We start from the raw sequence: 18,687 nt of genomic DNA, 5'->3' as shown, positions 1-18,687 counted from the left end.
TGGATTGAAATATATGGCGTGGAAATACTTCAAAAGGTATTAACGTCGCACTCTACATGAGTGCGTGGATTGAAATACATTATTGGGTGGCTTTTTATCGGCTACCCTTTGTCGCACTCTACATGAGTGCGTGGATTGAAATCCAAAGAGTATCTGTCATAAGTAAAATTGTATTAGTCGCACTCTACATGAGTGCGTGGATTGAAATATACTCTCCTAAAATTACTGGGAATGTTTCATGCGTCGCACTCTACATGAGTGCGTGGATTGAAATTCCGTTTGTGTTTGCTCTATCTAAGCTAACGTATTTGTCGCACTCTACATGAGTGCGTGGATTGAAATGTTAATATCCATGTTTATTCCTCCTATTATCCAAGTCGCACTCTACATGAGTGCGTGGATTGAAATTCCTTGCAGCAGGATAGATAATACTTGTTTTTGGGTCGCACTCTACATGAGTGCGTGGATTGAAATCTCCTATGATTTAATAACTTAATTTTACCACTATGTCGCACTCTACATGAGTGCGTGGATTGAAATTAAAGTATAATTTTGTGCCGCATATTGTTTAATCGTCGCACTCTACATGAGTGCGTGGATTGAAATACCTATGCTATTTCGGTGTTTTATAACCCTAATAGTCGCACTCTACATGAGTGCGTGGATTGAAATAATAGACGAACTACTCGACGAAATGAATGACTTGGGTCGCACTCTACATGAGTGCGTGGATTGAAATGGTATCGAATGTTTACAGGCAATTGTCAAAGACATCCCGTCGCACTCTACATGAGTGCGTGGATTGAAATAACGCTTGACGCTTCGGCGTTTTCCGATACTACAGTCGCACTCTACATGAGTGCGTGGATTGAAATTTTACTGTATACTTTTTCATCCGAGGCGCACCGGTCGCACTCTACATGAGTGCGTGGATTGAAATCCCGAAAGGAGGATCGTATTTGTCCGAAAATAAACGTCGCACTCTACATGAGTGCGTGGATTGAAATTGCGTTTTCCAAGGCGTGGCGTCCGTTAGTTCTTGTCGCACTCTACATGAGTGCGTGGATTGAAATCGACGGGTAACGTCTTGTCTGCGTTATTACTACGTCGCACTCTACATGAGTGCGTGGATTGAAATCGCCAATCCTTAGCGTTTGTTTTGCTCATTCGTCGTCGCACTCTACATGAGTGCGTGGATTGAAATTTCCGGCGCCTCATATTCTTCGCGCGGGATATCGTCGCACTCTACATGAGTGCGTGGATTGAAATCGAACGGTAATTAGTCACGCAGGAATTGAAGAAACGTCGCACTCTACATGAGTGCGTGGATTGAAATGCCAGTAATATTGTCGTAATATATTTTACTTCCTGTCGCACTCTACATGAGTGCGTGGATTGAAATTTTGCACGTTTGGCGCAGCGGGGAAAAATCTATGTCGCACTCTACATGAGTGCGTGGATTGAAATCGAACGGTAATTAGTCACGCAGGAATTGAAGAAACGTCGCACTCTACATGAGTGCGTGGATTGAAATGCCAGTAATATTGTCGTAATATATTTTACTTCCTGTCGCACTCTACATGAGTGCGTGGATTGAAATTTTGCACGTTTGGCGCAGCGGGGAAAAATCTATGTCGCACTCTACATGAGTGCGTGGATTGAAATTTTGCACGTTTGGCGCAGCGGGGAAAAATCTATGTCGCACTCTACATGAGTGCGTGGATTGAAATATGCGTGCGTAGTAATCGCGGACTATTTCCGTATGTCGCACTCTACATGAGTGCGTGGATTGAAATCGCGAAAGACGAGATAGCGCCGATACTTACGTTGGTCGCACTCTACATGAGTGCGTGGATTGAAATACTTTGAATTTCACCGCAAAATGACGACGCTTAGGTCGCACTCTACATGAGTGCGTGGATTGAAATCCTGATGTCAGCCTTCGCCTTTGCTACGATTTCGTCGCACTCTACATGAGTGCGTGGATTGAAATAATATTTAACGGAGAGCCGGAGGTGGCGGAAGGTGTCGCACTCTACATGAGTGCGTGGATTGAAATTACAACTTAGCGCGCAATCAGAAGATGGTCGCTACTTGTCGCACTCTACATGAGTGCGTGGATTGAAATTCTAGTTATAGTACCGCATGAGAAGATGGTTTTTGGTCGCACTCTACATGAGTGCGTGGATTGAAATATTTCGTATCGCACCGCCCGTATCTTCCGCCAGATGTCGCACTCTACATGAGTGCGTGGATTGAAATCCGAAGGCGATGAGAAAATGACGATTGTGATTGAGTCGCACTCTACATGAGTGCGTGGATTGAAATGATAATCAATTGACGATTGTTAATGCGCGGGCAGGTCGCACTCTACATGAGTGCGTGGATTGAAATTTCTGTGGAAAAACTGGGACACTGTAAAAGAAAGTCGCACTCTACATGAGTGCGTGGATTGAAATTAAATCTAACGAGGATCGTAAAACGCAAGTGAAGGTCGCACTCTACATGAGTGCGTGGATTGAAATATAAAATAAACGAAGAAAGGAGGCGTTAGGATTTGGGTCGCACTCTACATGAGTGCGTGGATTGAAATAAGGCAAGCCGGTATTCAGACTCCATGCGGAGCGTCGCACTCTACATGAGTGCGTGGATTGAAATGACCATCATAGAACGCAAACTCGCTTGATCGTCGTCGCACTCTACATGAGTGCGTGGATTGAAATGTTAGGGCAAACGGATAGGGGCGCCGGCGGGTTCGGGTCGCACTCTACATGAGTGCGTGGATTGAAATACCAACGCACACGTAAAGCGCTACGGATTGAGGCGCGTCGCACTCTACATGAGTGCGTGGATTGAAATATACCCGTTGACTAGTGCGCTCATTAGTTCGTCAGAGTCGCACTCTACATGAGTGCGTGGATTGAAATAAAGCAGTTAAAAATGGCGCAGACATTTGAATATGTGTCGCACTCTACATGAGTGCGTGGATTGAAATAAGCGGTGAATTTGCGCCGTACGTCGCAGGTCTTGTCGCACTCTACATGAGTGCGTGGATTGAAATCAGCTATTCGCACTTTAATCGCTGAATACGAAAAGTCGCACTCTACATGAGTGCGTGGATTGAAATTCGAAAACAGCAGAGTTGATCGCTAATCATGTAAGTCGCACTCTACATGAGTGCGTGGATTGAAATTCTATTGATTTTTACCGATATGTTGACTCTCGCTGTCGCACTCTACATGAGTGCGTGGATTGAAATAAGGTAGTTAGAAACATTACCTAGAAAGAAGGTGACGTCGCACTCTACATGAGTGCGTGGATTGAAATTACATAACCATTCCCCATTTTTTCACGATCTTCTGTCGCACTCTACATGAGTGCGTGGATTGAAATTGGAGCTAAGTTACGTACTCAGTTAGGATTGACGTCGCACTCTACATGAGTGCGTGGATTGAAATTCTTTCAAAAGTACTTAATTCTTTCGCTGCTACTTGTCGCACTCTACATGAGTGCGTGGATTGAAATATACGAAATGGACTCAAAAAGGTCGTCTGTTTATGTCGCACTCTACATGAGTGCGTGGATTGAAATCTCTAGCTATTTGTTTATTTTTAACACGCCAATTGTCGCACTCTACATGAGTGCGTGGATTGAAATCATTCAAACAAAACACTATTAGGAGGAATTTTAGTCGCACTCTACATGAGTGCGTGGATTGAAATCGGAAAGCCGTGCAATTAACGTTTTGAGAACTGAGGTCGCACTCTACATGAGTGCGTGGATTGAAATTAAACATAAGACTTTCATAATCTGCCCCTTCGCGTCGCACTCTACATGAGTGCGTGGATTGAAATAAATCAATTTGTAGCGCTTCGTATGCTGCTACTAGTCGCACTCTACATGAGTGCGTGGATTGAAATCAGTGTTAGAAGCGATATTCGAAGTCATATTCAGCGTCGCACTCTACATGAGTGCGTGGATTGAAATTCCTCGTAATAGTTGTAGTAACTCATTTGTTTCGTCGCACTCTACATGAGTGCGTGGATTGAAATCTCTGGAACGGTACGCGCACAGACACGAATATACTGTCGCACTCTACATGAGTGCGTGGATTGAAATTTGCCGTTGATCATTTGAACGTATTTTCGGAATTCGTCGCACTCTACATGAGTGCGTGGATTGAAATCGTAATCCTGCGCTAACACACCCGCCCCAAAGGAAGGTCGCACTCTACATGAGTGCGTGGATTGAAATCTACATTTATAGGAGACGCGGAATCGTTATAAATCGTCGCACTCTACATGAGTGCGTGGATTGAAATATTTTTATCTACGGTTTACCCTCCCATTTTCCAACGTCGCACTCTACATGAGTGCGTGGATTGAAATCTCAAGCTTTTTAGACTTGTTTAAATTGAATTGAGTCGCACTCTACATGAGTGCGTGGATTGAAATATACTTAGGTTTTGGCCCCTGTATTTTATAGTCACGTCGCACTCTACATGAGTGCGTGGATTGAAATCTCACCATTAAACGGCAATTCTCTGTCACACCAAGTCGCACTCTACATGAGTGCGTGGATTGAAATCTCACCATTAAACGGCAATTCTCTGTCACACCAAGTCGCACTCTACATGAGTGCGTGGATTGAAATTCCCATTGAACTATGAATAACTATAGTATCCTCATTGTCGCACTCTACATGAGTGCGTGGATTGAAATCTTTATATATGTTGATCCAGTGGCAAGAACAGGGCGTCGCACTCTACATGAGTGCGTGGATTGAAATCTCACCATTAAACGGCAATTCTCTGTCACACCAAGTCGCACTCTACATGAGTGCGTGGATTGAAATTCCCATTGAACTATGAATAACTATAGTATCCTCATTGTCGCACTCTACATGAGTGCGTGGATTGAAATCTTTATATATGTTGATCCAGTGGCAAGAACAGGGCGTCGCACTCTACATGAGTGCGTGGATTGAAATTTGTTGCGAACAAGCAAACAGCTGGATACGGACTGTCGCACTCTACATGAGTGCGTGGATTGAAATTGTTGCCAGACAGCTTAAATACAGATCCGAACCCGTCGCACTCTACATGAGTGCGTGGATTGAAATGCTGTAGATGAAGTAGTTAGACGTCGTGATGCAGCGTCGCACTCTACATGAGTGCGTGGATTGAAATGAAAAGAACAGTTTTTTGAAGCTAGGAAGGTGGGTGTCGCACTCTACATGAGTGCGTGGATTGAAATAAAATCACTCGATACTCACAAAACTCCCGCAAGCGAGTCGCACTCTACATGAGTGCGTGGATTGAAATTATTCTTTATCTTTGGACTGAAAAAGGTGCTTGGTCGCACTCTACATGAGTGCGTGGATTGAAATCAGTTCCCATTTCCATATAAAATGCACCGATTTTTGTCGCACTCTACATGAGTGCGTGGATTGAAATACAACGAATAGAGAAATAATTTCACAAAATGAATGTCGCACTCTACATGAGTGCGTGGATTGAAATACAACCGCCGTTCGAGTTGGCAGCCGATTGGTGCGTCGCACTCTACATGAGTGCGTGGATTGAAATAAAGAAAGCTAAATTTTAAAACGTCAGGCATAGGTCGCACTCTACATGAGTGCGTGGATTGAAATTTTTTACCTCCTTGCTTACTGGATCGTTGGAACTGGTCGCACTCTACATGAGTGCGTGGATTGAAATTTCCACAAATAAAGAAGCGGATATTTACATGTAGTCGCACTCTACATGAGTGCGTGGATTGAAATCACTTGGGTCTGTCGTGCACGTCAAAGTACCAGGAAGTCGCACTCTACATGAGTGCGTGGATTGAAATCATACCATTTGCCGTACTCTCAATAACACCAATGTCGCACTCTACATGAGTGCGTGGATTGAAATCAACATCACTTTTTCCGCTTGTGACTTGCTCATAGGTCGCACTCTACATGAGTGCGTGGATTGAAATAGGATGGCAAGTTAGTGGAGGACCCGCATAATCGGTCGCACTCTACATGAGTGCGTGGATTGAAATCCCAAGCGATCGTTGGAATATAAGATTCTTTTCGTCGCACTCTACATGAGTGCGTGGATTGAAATTACTGGCATGCCACCATTAGAGCAATAGTTGCAGTCGCACTCTACATGAGTGCGTGGATTGAAATTACACAATATATTTCAGACTCTTCAGGTTTTTTACGTCGCACTCTACATGAGTGCGTGGATTGAAATTCGACATTGATGGGAACAATCTCTGAAATAAAACGTCGCACTCTACATGAGTGCGTGGATTGAAATAGCGAAAGATCGATCGGATTACAGAAGTGCCTAGTCGCACTCTACATGAGTGCGTGGATTGAAATTTGATGCAAATGTGGTATCCACTTCACCTTTAGAGTCGCACTCTACATGAGTGCGTGGATTGAAATGAGCGTCTACGCCCGCTGAACCGCCTAACTCTGCGTCGCACTCTACATGAGTGCGTGGATTGAAATTAGTGTGTATCCCGATAATAATACGCCAGAAAGGGTCGCACTCTACATGAGTGCGTGGATTGAAATCAAAATTTCAGGAAGAACAGGGAGACGCGACTTCGGTCGCACTCTACATGAGTGCGTGGATTGAAATTCGCCTTTTTCTGCTGCATCCCACATCTGCTTGAAGTCGCACTCTACATGAGTGCGTGGATTGAAATATCTGACCAACCGAATTTAGACAAATCAATCACAGTCGCACTCTACATGAGTGCGTGGATTGAAATGATGAAGAATATTTAAAAGCTGGATTTATTTTCGTCGCACTCTACATGAGTGCGTGGATTGAAATCGGTGGTCTTAAACAGTTTGCAACAGCAACAGAGCGTCGCACTCTACATGAGTGCGTGGATTGAAATTGTCATTCTCTCTAAATTAATTGCTGCATCTTTCAGTCGCACTCTACATGAGTGCGTGGATTGAAATTCTAGCATTATGACTCGCGGTCGAACCGTAGCAGCGTCGCACTCTACATGAGTGCGTGGATTGAAATACAATGATGCTCTGTTTCTGGATGATTCACCTGGTCGCACTCTACATGAGTGCGTGGATTGAAATAACTGTTACGAATGCTCCGATCGGTGCTCTTCCCTGTCGCACTCTACATGAGTGCGTGGATTGAAATTATTTTTGCACCAGCGGAATAACATTACCATCTTTGTCGCACTCTACATGAGTGCGTGGATTGAAATATTTGGATCATTAAAAAAGGTAGTAACAAATACGGTCGCACTCTACATGAGTGCGTGGATTGAAATGACTGTTACCGTTTTATCACGGGCATCAAACGTTAACGTCGCACTCTACATGAGTGCGTGGATTGAAATCCATGAAGATTTATTTGCGTCGGGAGGTAAGAACTGTCGCACTCTACATGAGTGCGTGGATTGAAATACATAAGGATTGCGATCTGGAACACAGTGATTCGTCGCACTCTACATGAGTGCGTGGATTGAAATTTCCCATAGGACGAACCCCTTTTCCTCCTGCATGTCGCACTCTACATGAGTGCGTGGATTGAAATTGTAAACAGTCCAGACTTCTTGGCCCATTCCGCGGTCGCACTCTACATGAGTGCGTGGATTGAAATAATTGGATCCGGCTATCTCTCCTAACTCTATTTTGTCGCACTCTACATGAGTGCGTGGATTGAAATAAAAGTCTGGCATTACACCGGACATTGTTGTCATGTCGCACTCTACATGAGTGCGTGGATTGAAATACAAAGAAGAATATTTTGAAGTTAAAGTTTGCTCGTCGCACTCTACATGAGTGCGTGGATTGAAATCATGCGCTAGTTAGCGCAACGGATGTAAAAGGAGTCGCACTCTACATGAGTGCGTGGATTGAAATACGGCACTTATCCACAAGGTGACTGCCCCTTGCTCGTCGCACTCTACATGAGTGCGTGGATTGAAATATGATATGTATGGATTAAGCAAGGGAAGGTAGATGTCGCACTCTACATGAGTGCGTGGATTGAAATTATAGCTTCAACCATTTCATTCGGGAATGTAACAGTCGCACTCTACATGAGTGCGTGGATTGAAATACCTAATTGTGGCACATCCGTGTTAGCTTTACTCGGTCGCACTCTACATGAGTGCGTGGATTGAAATCATAATCCTGCGCTAACACACCCGCCGCAAAGGAGTCGCACTCTACATGAGTGCGTGGATTGAAATACAACGATCAATCAAAGCTTCAGTATTCTCAATAGTCGCACTCTACATGAGTGCGTGGATTGAAATACCTCCTCTCAGGTCAAACATTATTTCCAAATATTGTCGCACTCTACATGAGTGCGTGGATTGAAATGAAAGTGGCGCAAGTGACAGCTTTGAACTAGACGTCGCACTCTACATGAGTGCGTGGATTGAAATCGGAAACGCAAACGGAACAACTTGTGGAACTATTGTCGCACTCTACATGAGTGCGTGGATTGAAATCCTTGGTTTGCTATGCCAAGCTATCGTATGCCAGGTCGCACTCTACATGAGTGCGTGGATTGAAATTTTCAAGATCATCGATGCCGTCAAATTCGAAATGTCGCACTCTACATGAGTGCGTGGATTGAAATCTCGTAGCTGTTATATCTGCGAAAGTTTGCATTGTCGCACTCTACATGAGTGCGTGGATTGAAATGACGCGCATTTTAAAGCGTACAGAGGGCAGAGGACGTCGCACTCTACATGAGTGCGTGGATTGAAATAGCTCAGGTTGGTAAGTCTGAAATTGTGCTAAATGTCGCACTCTACATGAGTGCGTGGATTGAAATGATTAGATAGTTACGTAAAGCTTCAGCCAAGTCAGGTCGCACTCTACATGAGTGCGTGGATTGAAATATCACTCATCACCATCTAGCTCAATCGCTTTTTGGTCGCACTCTACATGAGTGCGTGGATTGAAATTTTTCTTATGTTGAACAGCTCGTATCCGAAATGCGTCGCACTCTACATGAGTGCGTGGATTGAAATCGTTGAAGACTGGACGCATAAGGCAACACAAAGAAAGTCGCACTCTACATGAGTGCGTGGATTGAAATTTGGGAAAATGGTAAAATTGATTTGAAAGCTTATGTCGCACTCTACATGAGTGCGTGGATTGAAATGTAACTCCATCCACGATTATGCACTCGATCTCGGTCGCACTCTACATGAGTGCGTGGATTGAAATTACTATCTGGAACCAGACGTTTATACTTACATCGGTCGCACTCTACATGAGTGCGTGGATTGAAATTCCTGTTTCTTCGTCTTTTAGTACATCGTGCAACTGTCGCACTCTACATGAGTGCGTGGATTGAAATAAAAACGAAGGGAGAAATACAAATGGAAACTTTAACGTCGCACTCTACATGAGTGCGTGGATTGAAATTCTATCAAGAAGCGCTCCATCTTGGGAAGCCCCCTCGTCGCACTCTACATGAGTGCGTGGATTGAAATAATCCAGTGACGAAATTGTACGAAAAGGCATAGCGTCGCACTCTACATGAGTGCGTGGATTGAAATTAAAGAATGTGTTGACGAATATGAAATGCCAGCTGTCGCACTCTACATGAGTGCGTGGATTGAAATCTCCCGATTCATTTTTGATGCGCAATATGCGTCTACGTCGCACTCTACATGAGTGCGTGGATTGAAATGATACGATCGCACTACCAGTAGCAGATGATGACGTCGCACTCTACATGAGTGCGTGGATTGAAATTAAGCTATTTTGGACATAGTTACTTATTTTATCGTCGCACTCTACATGAGTGCGTGGATTGAAATCTTACTGTTTCATCTTCGATACTTACCAAGGCCTTGTCGCACTCTACATGAGTGCGTGGATTGAAATAAAGTTTTAAGGCATACTGGGAAGGTTTTGTTGAGTCGCACTCTACATGAGTGCGTGGATTGAAATGCTATAGTATCTGCTGATGGAAGAGTTGTTTATGTCGCACTCTACATGAGTGCGTGGATTGAAATATATCATACTTCAATACTTTATGACGATGGAATCGTCGCACTCTACATGAGTGCGTGGATTGAAATCTTATACATTAGTTTTTATACCTGTGTTATTACGTCGCACTCTACATGAGTGCGTGGATTGAAATTGCTTGATCTTGAAAACATCTGTCTCCATGCCCTGTCGCACTCTACATGAGTGCGTGGATTGAAATCACCTAGTGCATTTAATGCTTTTTCCGCTTCTGGTCGCACTCTACATGAGTGCGTGGATTGAAATTGATGGATGATGCCCATCGTCAGCAGCCCAATAGGACAGCATTAATGTAACAAGAGTTATTATGGTAATATATGGATAAAAAAATACTTCATCATGCGAATTAAAAAATCATGAGCATATTCTTATTGTTCTTTAAAGGAATTATCAACTGTTATTAAAAATATAGATAATCAAGTACAAATATGGACAAATACTCTAAAAAAACAGTTAGTCTTAAATTGGTTCTAGTCGTATCGTGATCATCTGATTCAATGATTTCGAAATCGGTATTCGCATTTCTTTACAGCATTCTCTCCATTGCTTAAGCCATTCATGATCAATGGCACTACGGATAAGGCTCCTTGTTTTCTCATCATCATAGATACTCTACAACTAATGTTAATTTATCCCAAACAACATCAATTATAGAGTATAATGAATGCAAGGTGGTGAGTAAATGAAGAAAGCCTATTTGATAGAGATTCAGCCGACAACCGAGCAGAAAACGAAAATACACCAAACGATCGGCGTTTGCCGATACGTGTACAATTTTTATCTGTCAAAGAACAAAGAAATATATGAAAAAGATGGATCGTTTATGAGCGGTTATGACTTCTCTAAGTGGTTGAATAACGTTCATACGCTCGAAAAAGATCAGTGGATTAAAGAGGTATCTTCTAAAGCAGTTAAACAATCGATTATGAATGCAGATAAGGCCTTTAGAAACTTCTTTGCGGGGAAAGCGAAATTTCCCCGGTTTAAAAAGAAAAAGAATCAAGATGTGAAATGCTATTTTCCAAAGAACAATAAAACGGATTGGACTGTGGAACGTCATCGAGTGAAGATCCCTACACTTGGCTGGATGCACTTGAAGGAATTTGGCTACATCCCTGAAGAGGCCATCGTAAAAAGCGGAACCGTCTCACAGAAAGCAGGAAGATATTACGTTTCGATTTTATGTGAAGTGGACTCTCAAGGGAAACAGCCTGCTGTTAAAAATGAAGGATTGGGCATTGATTTAGGAATTAGTACTTTCGCTGTATGTAGCAATGGTTCGGTATATAAAAACATCAACCGTTCTATACGAGTAAGAAAGCTAGAAAAGAAATTAACACGTGAACAGCGCTCTTTGTCACGAAAATATCAACATTTAAAAAAGAGAGGTGAAAAAGCTGTCGCTAAAAGAGCAAACATAAACAAAAACATTCTTAGAGTTCAAAAACTTCATACTCGATTGGCAAATATTCGCTTAGAGTATGTCAAGTCTATCGTGAGCCAAGTGGTGAAAACCAAGCCACGTTTCATCACGATAGAGGATTTGAATGTAAAAGGGATGATGAAGAATCGTCATTTATCGAAAGCGGTCGCTCAGCAATGTTTTTATACATTTAAAACTTGGCTCACAGCGAAATGTAAAGAATTACATATTGAGCTGAGACAAGTGGATCGGTTTTATCCATCTTCGAAATTATGCTCTTGTTGTGGAGAAAAAAGAGGGATTTAAAACTATCGGATCGTGTATACACATGCGAGCGCGGCCACAAGATGGATCGAGACTTCAATGCTTCTATCAATCTTTTACAAGCAAAAGAATACATCATTCTCACGTAAAGAGTGTGGTGTATGATAGGTGGGGCTACCCCCGAAATCACGCCTGTGGAGTGCTATATCAACCAGAGTAGCTCGCAGTGTAGCGAAATGGGGTACGAGGAAGCAGGAAAATTCTAAGGATAGACTTTTGTCTATGTTTTTAGTGGCAGTGCAATGATGAGAGTGTATAAGACTCGTATTGGTTGCATGGCAGTGTCCCTTCTTCTTGTGGCAGGTTGTGGTGATATGCAACAAAAAGAGGTTGGTGTATCGGGAACGGGTAAAGTAGATGATTCGTTTGAGGAACCTCTTGTCATTGAGACAACTGGAGACATTATTGTTGATATTAACGATGGAGATAATGATTTTGATCCGTTCAGAATGCTAAACGATTCGGATGTTTTCGAAGCGGTGCAAGGCATTCTTGACAGTGCCAATTGGGAAACAGCAGAAGTAAGTATGAGCCGATCTGCGGATTATCGTGTCGAAATTGTAGATAAGAGAGATAAGGAAAAGCCAAAAACAACTGTTTACTATCTTTGGACAAATCCGGAGCATAAAAATATTGAACTGGTAGATGATAATAATACACGGTACACTTTGATGAATAAGCCGGATTCAGAAAAGTTGTACAAATTTTTGACGGATAGAAACTTGTCAGACCATGTTGTCATTGAATAACCTTCATCCTAGCGCTCGTTTCAGACAGATTAGTAAAAGATAAGAGAATTGAATGATTACTTCTACGACTTTTCTGAAGTTATTAAAGAATGAAGGGAAGATGTACTTGAAAGAGAAGTTCTCGTTAATATTTTTCATATCAATCATTTTTTTCATATCAATAGTTCAAAGCGTGTCTGCCACTTCACCATTTGTTATAGGTGAAGAGAAGGCAGGTGGTTATAAATATATTGTAATAAAAGAACAGGATACATTCACTTGGGAAATTGGTCATCAAGAAAAAATATCTACCATTATAGAGAATCAGGATAATGAGGAAACATTGGAGCATTTCAGAATGGCTGTTAATGATATCAATATGAAAATATTTAAAATGATCATCTCTATAATATATATTTTGATTGTTGTTATAACTATACTGATTCTTTACAAGAAGAACAAACAAATGCTTAAAAGTGGTGGCGCCATTATTGCTATATTCGTAGGCGCTGGGTTATATATGATGCTCGTTACTTCTATCGATCTAAATGTTGCATTTCAAGATGCGAAATTTTATTATTTGTTACTGATGAATTAAGAATTGAGGCTGTCCAAAAAGGATGAACTTTGGGGCAGCTTCTTTCTTTTTTGATATAATTGATTTCCTATAAAACTCAGTATTTTCAACAACGATAATGAAGGAAGTGTTTTACATTTGATGAGTGATCGTGAATATCAAGTTAGGAAGGTCTCTTTGGAAAATATTGACCAAGTCATTAGCTTGCGTTTAGCCTTATTAAAAGAATTAGATGAAATCAAATCGGATCAAGAGGAACATCTGATTGTCACTGCTACGAGAGAGTATTTAGACAAAGCACTTGCTCATAATGAATTTATCTCTTACGTGGCTGAATCTGGTGAAGAAGGTTGACTTTCTCTCGCCAGTGCATTTTGTTTTGGTAATGTATTTAATACGTAGGGGTGCATTTTTTGTGCTATTAATCATGGGTATATTGACATGTGTCGGTTGGTTGTATATAATTTTAAGTGTAATAGAAAAAATTGTTATATTTCAAAAAATTGAATGATAAAGGCAAACTCATCGAAAGGTGAAGGCGCAAAACTATAGGGACTAAAGTCGTGAGATCATGTCAGCCAGTTGCCGATTTATCTTGATAAACAGTAGGCTAATCGGTATGAAATAGCCTATTTTTTATGGAGGTAAAGTGAAAAGGGTGCCTTTATAAAAGTAGATGAGGTCGCTCATAATAAAAGGGGCATTGTTAATGGGGTTTATTCACTTTTTACTAGGTTTCGTTTTAGGTATTGTCATTTTTAGAATATACTTAATATCCAAAATGGAGAGCTGGAAAGCGAAATTTGAAAATAAAAATCGGATATTTCAATTAGTGGAAAATTCAAAGGATGTTATTTATTATTACGAAGTAAAGCCAAAGTTCAAACATAGGTATACAAGTCCTTCGGTTGAATATTTTTTAGGCGAAGGAACGCTAGAGGAGCTCGATAATAACCCACAAGCCCCCTTTGAAATGATTCATCCAGATGATTACGAAATTATGCTTAACAAAGTAAGCAGTAACATTGATTACAGTAAACCAATCATTCAGCGACTTCAAGATAAGCAAGGGAATTATAAATGGTTTGAAGAGTATACGACCCCTATTTATGAAAATGGTGAATTAATAGCGGTTCAGGGAATTATGAGGAATATCGATGACAAAATAAAATTACAACAAAGTCTGGAATATAGAATTACTCATGATGCTTTGACCAATATTTATAATCGAGAATTTTTTGAACAGAGTATGGAGAAGTATAACAAGCATATAGATGCATCTGTCGGTATTCTCTTATGCGACTTGGACGATTTGAAATATTTGAATGATCATTATGGTCATAAAAAAGGTGATATTTTACTTCAAGAATTCGCCAAACTATTAAATCAATATTTTTCAGGAAATGCGATTGTTTCAAGGATTGGTGGAGATGAATTTGTTATTATTATCATAAATACGGACAAAACACATGTAGAATCTTTGTGTGAAAACCTTTCTCAAAAAATTAGTGAGTATAATAGAAGCAGTGAAGACTTAAAGATCAATATGTCGATGGGCCATGCTTTTAGTAAGCAGTCCATAGGAAAAATGGAAAGTCTATTTGCCGAAGCTGATAAAAAGATGTATCAAAATAAAAGAGAGAAGAAGGGCCAATATTTAATGCAAGCGAGTAGATGACGACAAAAAGTTCGGTCCATTTCATTATTATCTTAAAGTATATTAAAAATCCGACATGGACAAGTAGCCTATGTCGGATTTTTGCTTGGTATTGATGGTTAGAAGTAGTGGGAATAGCACATTAATCAAACTAATTATACAACTGAACTCACTATCTCCCATTCTTCCGCTCAATCTTCTCAATCACCTCATGCAACTCATCCGGCTTATGAAATTCAATCGGAGAAAAGCCTTTTTCAAACACAACCGAGTCCGCTTCCACTAATAAAACATAGCGATCACCTAATTTCGCCAAGTGAACGGATTCGCCAAAGTCCGAAAGCATGGCATTGACGCCCATGTGATCGAGCTTCATCTTCAGCTCCAACTCAGGCGTATGCTCAACCATGCGAGCGGAGGCTTCGACGACTTCATCGGTCGTAAAGCGTTCTTGCAGTTCTCGCTTCGGACTGTCTGCCCATACTTCCATTGCTTCTTCAAACTGTTGAAATTCTGGACTTTCCTCTTCTAGTTCTTCGATCGTGTATTCCCGCACCATATCGATGACTTGTGATTTGACGATTTCCGGCATTGATTGTTCGTAGCCGACGTATTTTAAGAAGTCCTCAAAATAGCGAGCGTGGGAGGCTTGATGGATTTTTAGTTCGCCTTCTTCGACCATGCCTTCTTCCGGCATGTATGGGTATTGGATCGACTTCATGTTTTTCGTGGTGATCGCTAGTTCGACATGTTGGATGAGCGAAGAAGCGTCCGTAATGGTCGCTACTTTTGGCTCGAAGTCGCATTTTAATAGGAAGACGAAGGCGTCATCGAAGTATTTTTTAATTTGCGCTTTAGCGACGATGAAGACACCGCCTCTAACTGCGCTTGTTTGTGTATAGAGTGTAGCGAATTGTTCGCTTGCTTCTTGGAATTCGAGTACCGAGTAGGCAGCACGTGCTTTGGCGAACAAGTTGTAGTTCGGATTAGACGTTAAATCATGTCCGGGTTCAGCGGTGAAGTAACCGATTTTTGTTGGGACTTGTTCGGCTTTCGGGTGCCGGTCGGCCTTTCGTTTAGCAATCTTGGTAAATTCGCCATCTAAGAAGTCTTTGAGTGGGTTGTTTTCGTACTCTTCTTCACCGAGCGTTTGATAATGCTGGGCACGCTTCACGGCATCGTCACCTTTGCCGTCCACATGAACGACAAAGAACGATAAATAATTGATTGTAAAATCCAATGAACATCACCTTTTTTAACTATTTTCTAACATGATTTCTCGTAATTGTTTGATCCCTTTTTCAAAATCTTCCATCGACGCGTAGCCGTAAGAGAGGCGGATAGCCTGAGTCGATTCTTCTGTATAAATGGTGCCAGGATTTAAAAGGATACCTTGTTGGTAGGCTTTTGTATATAGCTCTTTGTATGGGATTTTCACTTTTAATTTGAGCCATATTAAGAAGCCGCCTGATGGTACATCCCATTCTGCAAGATCGGACATATACTGATCAAGAATATGCAAGGCTGTTGCTCGGCGCTCCTTTAGCTGTTCGCGTACGAAAGATAGGTGGGTTTCGTAAAGGCCGCTCGAAATCCATTCCGCTGCTACTCTTTGAGATAAGGAGCTTGAACCATAGTCGGTTTGTTGTTTAATTTCAGCTAATCGATCAATGACTTGTTCTGACCCTGCAATCCAGCCGATGCGAAGGCCTGGACTTAATGTTTTGGACAGGCTACCTAAATAAAGCACATGACCATATGGATCTAATGATTTTAATGAAGAAGGTGGGGGTCCGTCAATCCAAAGCTCTCGATAAATATCATCTTCAATCACAGGTAATCGCAATTGTTCGCACACATCGAGTAATTCTTTTCGTCGTTGTTCGGTCATTAGGATGCCTGTCGGATTGTGAAAGCAAGGAATCGTGTAAACAATGGATCGTTCGCTTTCGTAATGCTTTTTAATGGCTGCTGCATGTAGCCCTTCCTGATCCATCGGCAGTCCACATAGCTTCATTCCAGCTGATTGAAATACTTGTAGAGAATACAAATAGGAAGGCTTCTCTAATAAAATAGTTGATCCTCTATGTAAGAGCCCAGCTGAAATCAATTGCAGTCCTTGTAAGGCGCCAGATACAATTAAAATAGAGGATGGAGACACTTCTGTCCCTTGTCGACTCATGTATTCACTAATGGCTTCTCTTAAAGGTAAAAATCCTTTCGGTTCCTCGTAGCCAAATGGTTCTAAATTATCTGCGAGTCGCATCATCACCTGTTGCATATGATCGGTAGGGAAGATGTCTTGTGCAAGTTCGCCTTTACTCAGTTGAATAAAATGATCTTCGTTTTCATTTGCCCCTTCTACACTAGAAGATGAGTGAGCTTTCAACCAATTAGAAGCGGTGGTTTCATTCCAATCAGCAGGGGGAGATGTAGCGAGTAGCGTCCAAGTGTTATTGACAACAATCGTTCCTTTACCCATTACTCCTTCTAGCAAACCGTCTGCTTTTAGTTCTTCAAGAGCTGTGACAATTGTGCTGCGGTTGACGCCGAATAGTTCAGCTAATTTGCGTTGACTCGGGATTTTGCTGCCAATTGGCCATTCGCCATTGAAAATATTTTCTTTTATATAATGGATTACTTTTTCATATTTTGCTTGATTTTGCATCATTGCTTATTTTCTACTCCCTATATTCATGCTTTGCCTATTATCGTTTATTATTATTATAAACGATAAATAGCAACGGTTCATGTGAAAAAGAAAAAGGTGTGATGGGATTTCGCAATTTAACGAAAATAAAGTGACTTTATTGGCGAGAATAGTTTATTATAGTAGTTAGAATTTTCGAGTCATGAAAGAAGGGCAGTTGATGTTTTTTTGTTAAAGAAATGGATTTTACCTGTAGCGATTTTACTAATTATTATATTTTTGCTCCCGTATTCGCTACCTTTTATACTTGCCTTAGTGACTGCTATTTTATTAGAGAACTCTGTAAAATGGTTTATGCTCCGGTTTAGATGGCAACGATTTCGAGCGGTTCTTGTGACTTTTATTTTGTATCTAGTGTTTATTGCTCTATTTGTATGGTTTGTTGTCAATCTCGTGATTGATCAAATCGTGACGTTAGCGCAAAAAGGTCCGTCATTTGTGACGAACTTTTATAAGGAATCATTGATTCAGTTCGTGGATCAGTTCCAGCATTACTTTAAGTCGTTACCACCAGATGTGATTCGATCATTTGAACAAACACTTGAAAACTCAATCGATTCTGTGACTCAAATGGCTCAATCGATACTTGAATGGTTATTTAGCTTAGCAACCGCTATACCGGGATTTTTAATAGAGTTTTTAGTATATTTAATCGCCGTCTTTTTGTTCAGTCTTGAACTCTCTCGATTGAAAGTAAAAACGGACCGGCATTTAAAGGACTCAACAAAAGAGAAATTATATTTAATTACCGGTCAATTAAATAAAGCAGGAGTTGGCTTTATTAAAGCGCAAATTTTCTTAAGCGCGGTCACTTTTTTAATGGCGTTTATCGGTTTATCTATTTTACAAGTACCGTATGCCGTGTTACTTTCGATATTAATCGTTTTCGTCGATGTGTTACCGATTTTAGGAACCGGGTCTGTACTTGTTCCATGGGCAGTGATTTCCTTTTTCCAAGAAAACCAATTCCTTGGCATTGGGCTCATTCTTTTGTTTATTGTAATTACAGTTGTGCGCCGTATTTTAGAACCGAAAGTCTTTTCATCCAACATGGGGATTTCTCCGTTAGCGGCTTTAATTAGTTTATTTGTCGGCTTTAAAATATTAGGGTTTATCGGCTTTTTCGTTGGACCAGCGATCGTCATTGTTTATGATACGCTACGAGAAGCGGGGATTTTAAAAAGTAGATGGAAAATTTAACGGTATCAGCCTTCTATTATAGAAGGCTGA

General features: G+C 41.1%; 7 protein-coding genes, 1 pseudogene, 1 CRISPR repeat array and 1 riboswitch (1 of these 10 running past the window's edge). Of the genes and pseudogenes, 6 read left to right on the top strand and 2 right to left on the bottom strand.

Annotated features, from left to right (window positions below; genetic code table 11):
• A CRISPR array of direct repeats spans positions 1-10,284; the repeat unit is 32 nt; unit sequence GTCGCACTCTACATGAGTGCGTGGATTGAAAT (it extends 555 nt beyond the left edge of the window).
• 436 nt (positions 10,285-10,720) lie between these two features.
• From CEF22_RS10735 to CEF22_RS10715, 5 genes and pseudogenes are all read left to right on the top strand, one after another.
• A pseudogene (locus CEF22_RS10735) lies at positions 10,721-11,874 on the top strand (RNA-guided endonuclease InsQ/TnpB family protein).
• Between the two features lie 156 nt (positions 11,875-12,030).
• On the top strand, positions 12,031-12,534 hold the full coding sequence (locus CEF22_RS10730; protein ID WP_232726103.1) for a YhfM domain-containing protein: 504 nt from the start codon (positions 12,031-12,033) through the stop codon (positions 12,532-12,534).
• A gap of 172 nt (positions 12,535-12,706) precedes the next feature.
• Positions 12,707-13,111 (top strand): geobacillin-26 family protein, encoded by a 405-nt coding sequence (locus tag CEF22_RS10725; RefSeq protein ID WP_198508060.1) that lies wholly within the window; start codon positions 12,707-12,709, stop codon positions 13,109-13,111.
• A gap of 156 nt (positions 13,112-13,267) precedes the next feature.
• Positions 13,268-13,444, top strand: coding sequence for a hypothetical protein (locus tag CEF22_RS10720; RefSeq protein ID WP_157843220.1), 177 nt, complete (start codon positions 13,268-13,270; stop codon positions 13,442-13,444).
• Between the two features lie 151 nt (positions 13,445-13,595).
• Positions 13,596-13,680, top strand: a riboswitch (cyclic di-GMP riboswitch).
• Positions 13,681-13,799: 119 nt separating this feature from the next.
• Positions 13,800-14,768 carry a sensor domain-containing diguanylate cyclase gene (locus tag CEF22_RS10715; RefSeq protein WP_100402866.1) on the top strand — a complete coding sequence of 323 codons (969 nt, stop codon included), beginning with the start codon at positions 13,800-13,802 and terminating at the stop codon, positions 14,766-14,768.
• A 151-nt stretch (positions 14,769-14,919) separates the two neighbouring features.
• On the opposite strand, the gene CEF22_RS10710 is transcribed toward CEF22_RS10715, so the two are convergent.
• Together CEF22_RS10710 and pdxR are read right to left on the bottom strand one after the other, a co-directional pair.
• Entirely contained in the window at positions 14,920-15,987 is a 1,068-nt protein-coding gene (locus tag CEF22_RS10710) for a DUF3900 domain-containing protein (protein WP_100402865.1), read from the bottom strand.
• 15 nt (positions 15,988-16,002) lie between these two features.
• Positions 16,003-17,418 (bottom strand): MocR-like pyridoxine biosynthesis transcription factor PdxR, encoded by a 1,416-nt coding sequence (pdxR, locus tag CEF22_RS10705; protein ID WP_100402864.1) that lies wholly within the window; start codon positions 17,416-17,418, stop codon positions 16,003-16,005.
• A 207-nt stretch (positions 17,419-17,625) separates the two neighbouring features.
• Here pdxR and ytvI point away from each other — a divergent pair, with 207 nt between their 5' ends.
• A complete protein-coding gene (gene ytvI / locus CEF22_RS10700; RefSeq protein WP_100402863.1) occupies positions 17,626-18,657 on the top strand; it encodes a sporulation integral membrane protein YtvI in 1,032 nt (343 codons plus the stop codon).
• Positions 18,658-18,687 lie beyond the last annotated feature (30 nt).

This window comes from Bacillus sp. FJAT-42315 (assembly GCF_002797375.1).
Taxonomy (GTDB): domain Bacteria; phylum Bacillota; class Bacilli; order Bacillales; family Domibacillaceae; genus Bacillus_CE.
Note: the sequence above shows the minus strand (reverse complement) of the source record. Positions and strands in the feature narration are given on the sequence as shown.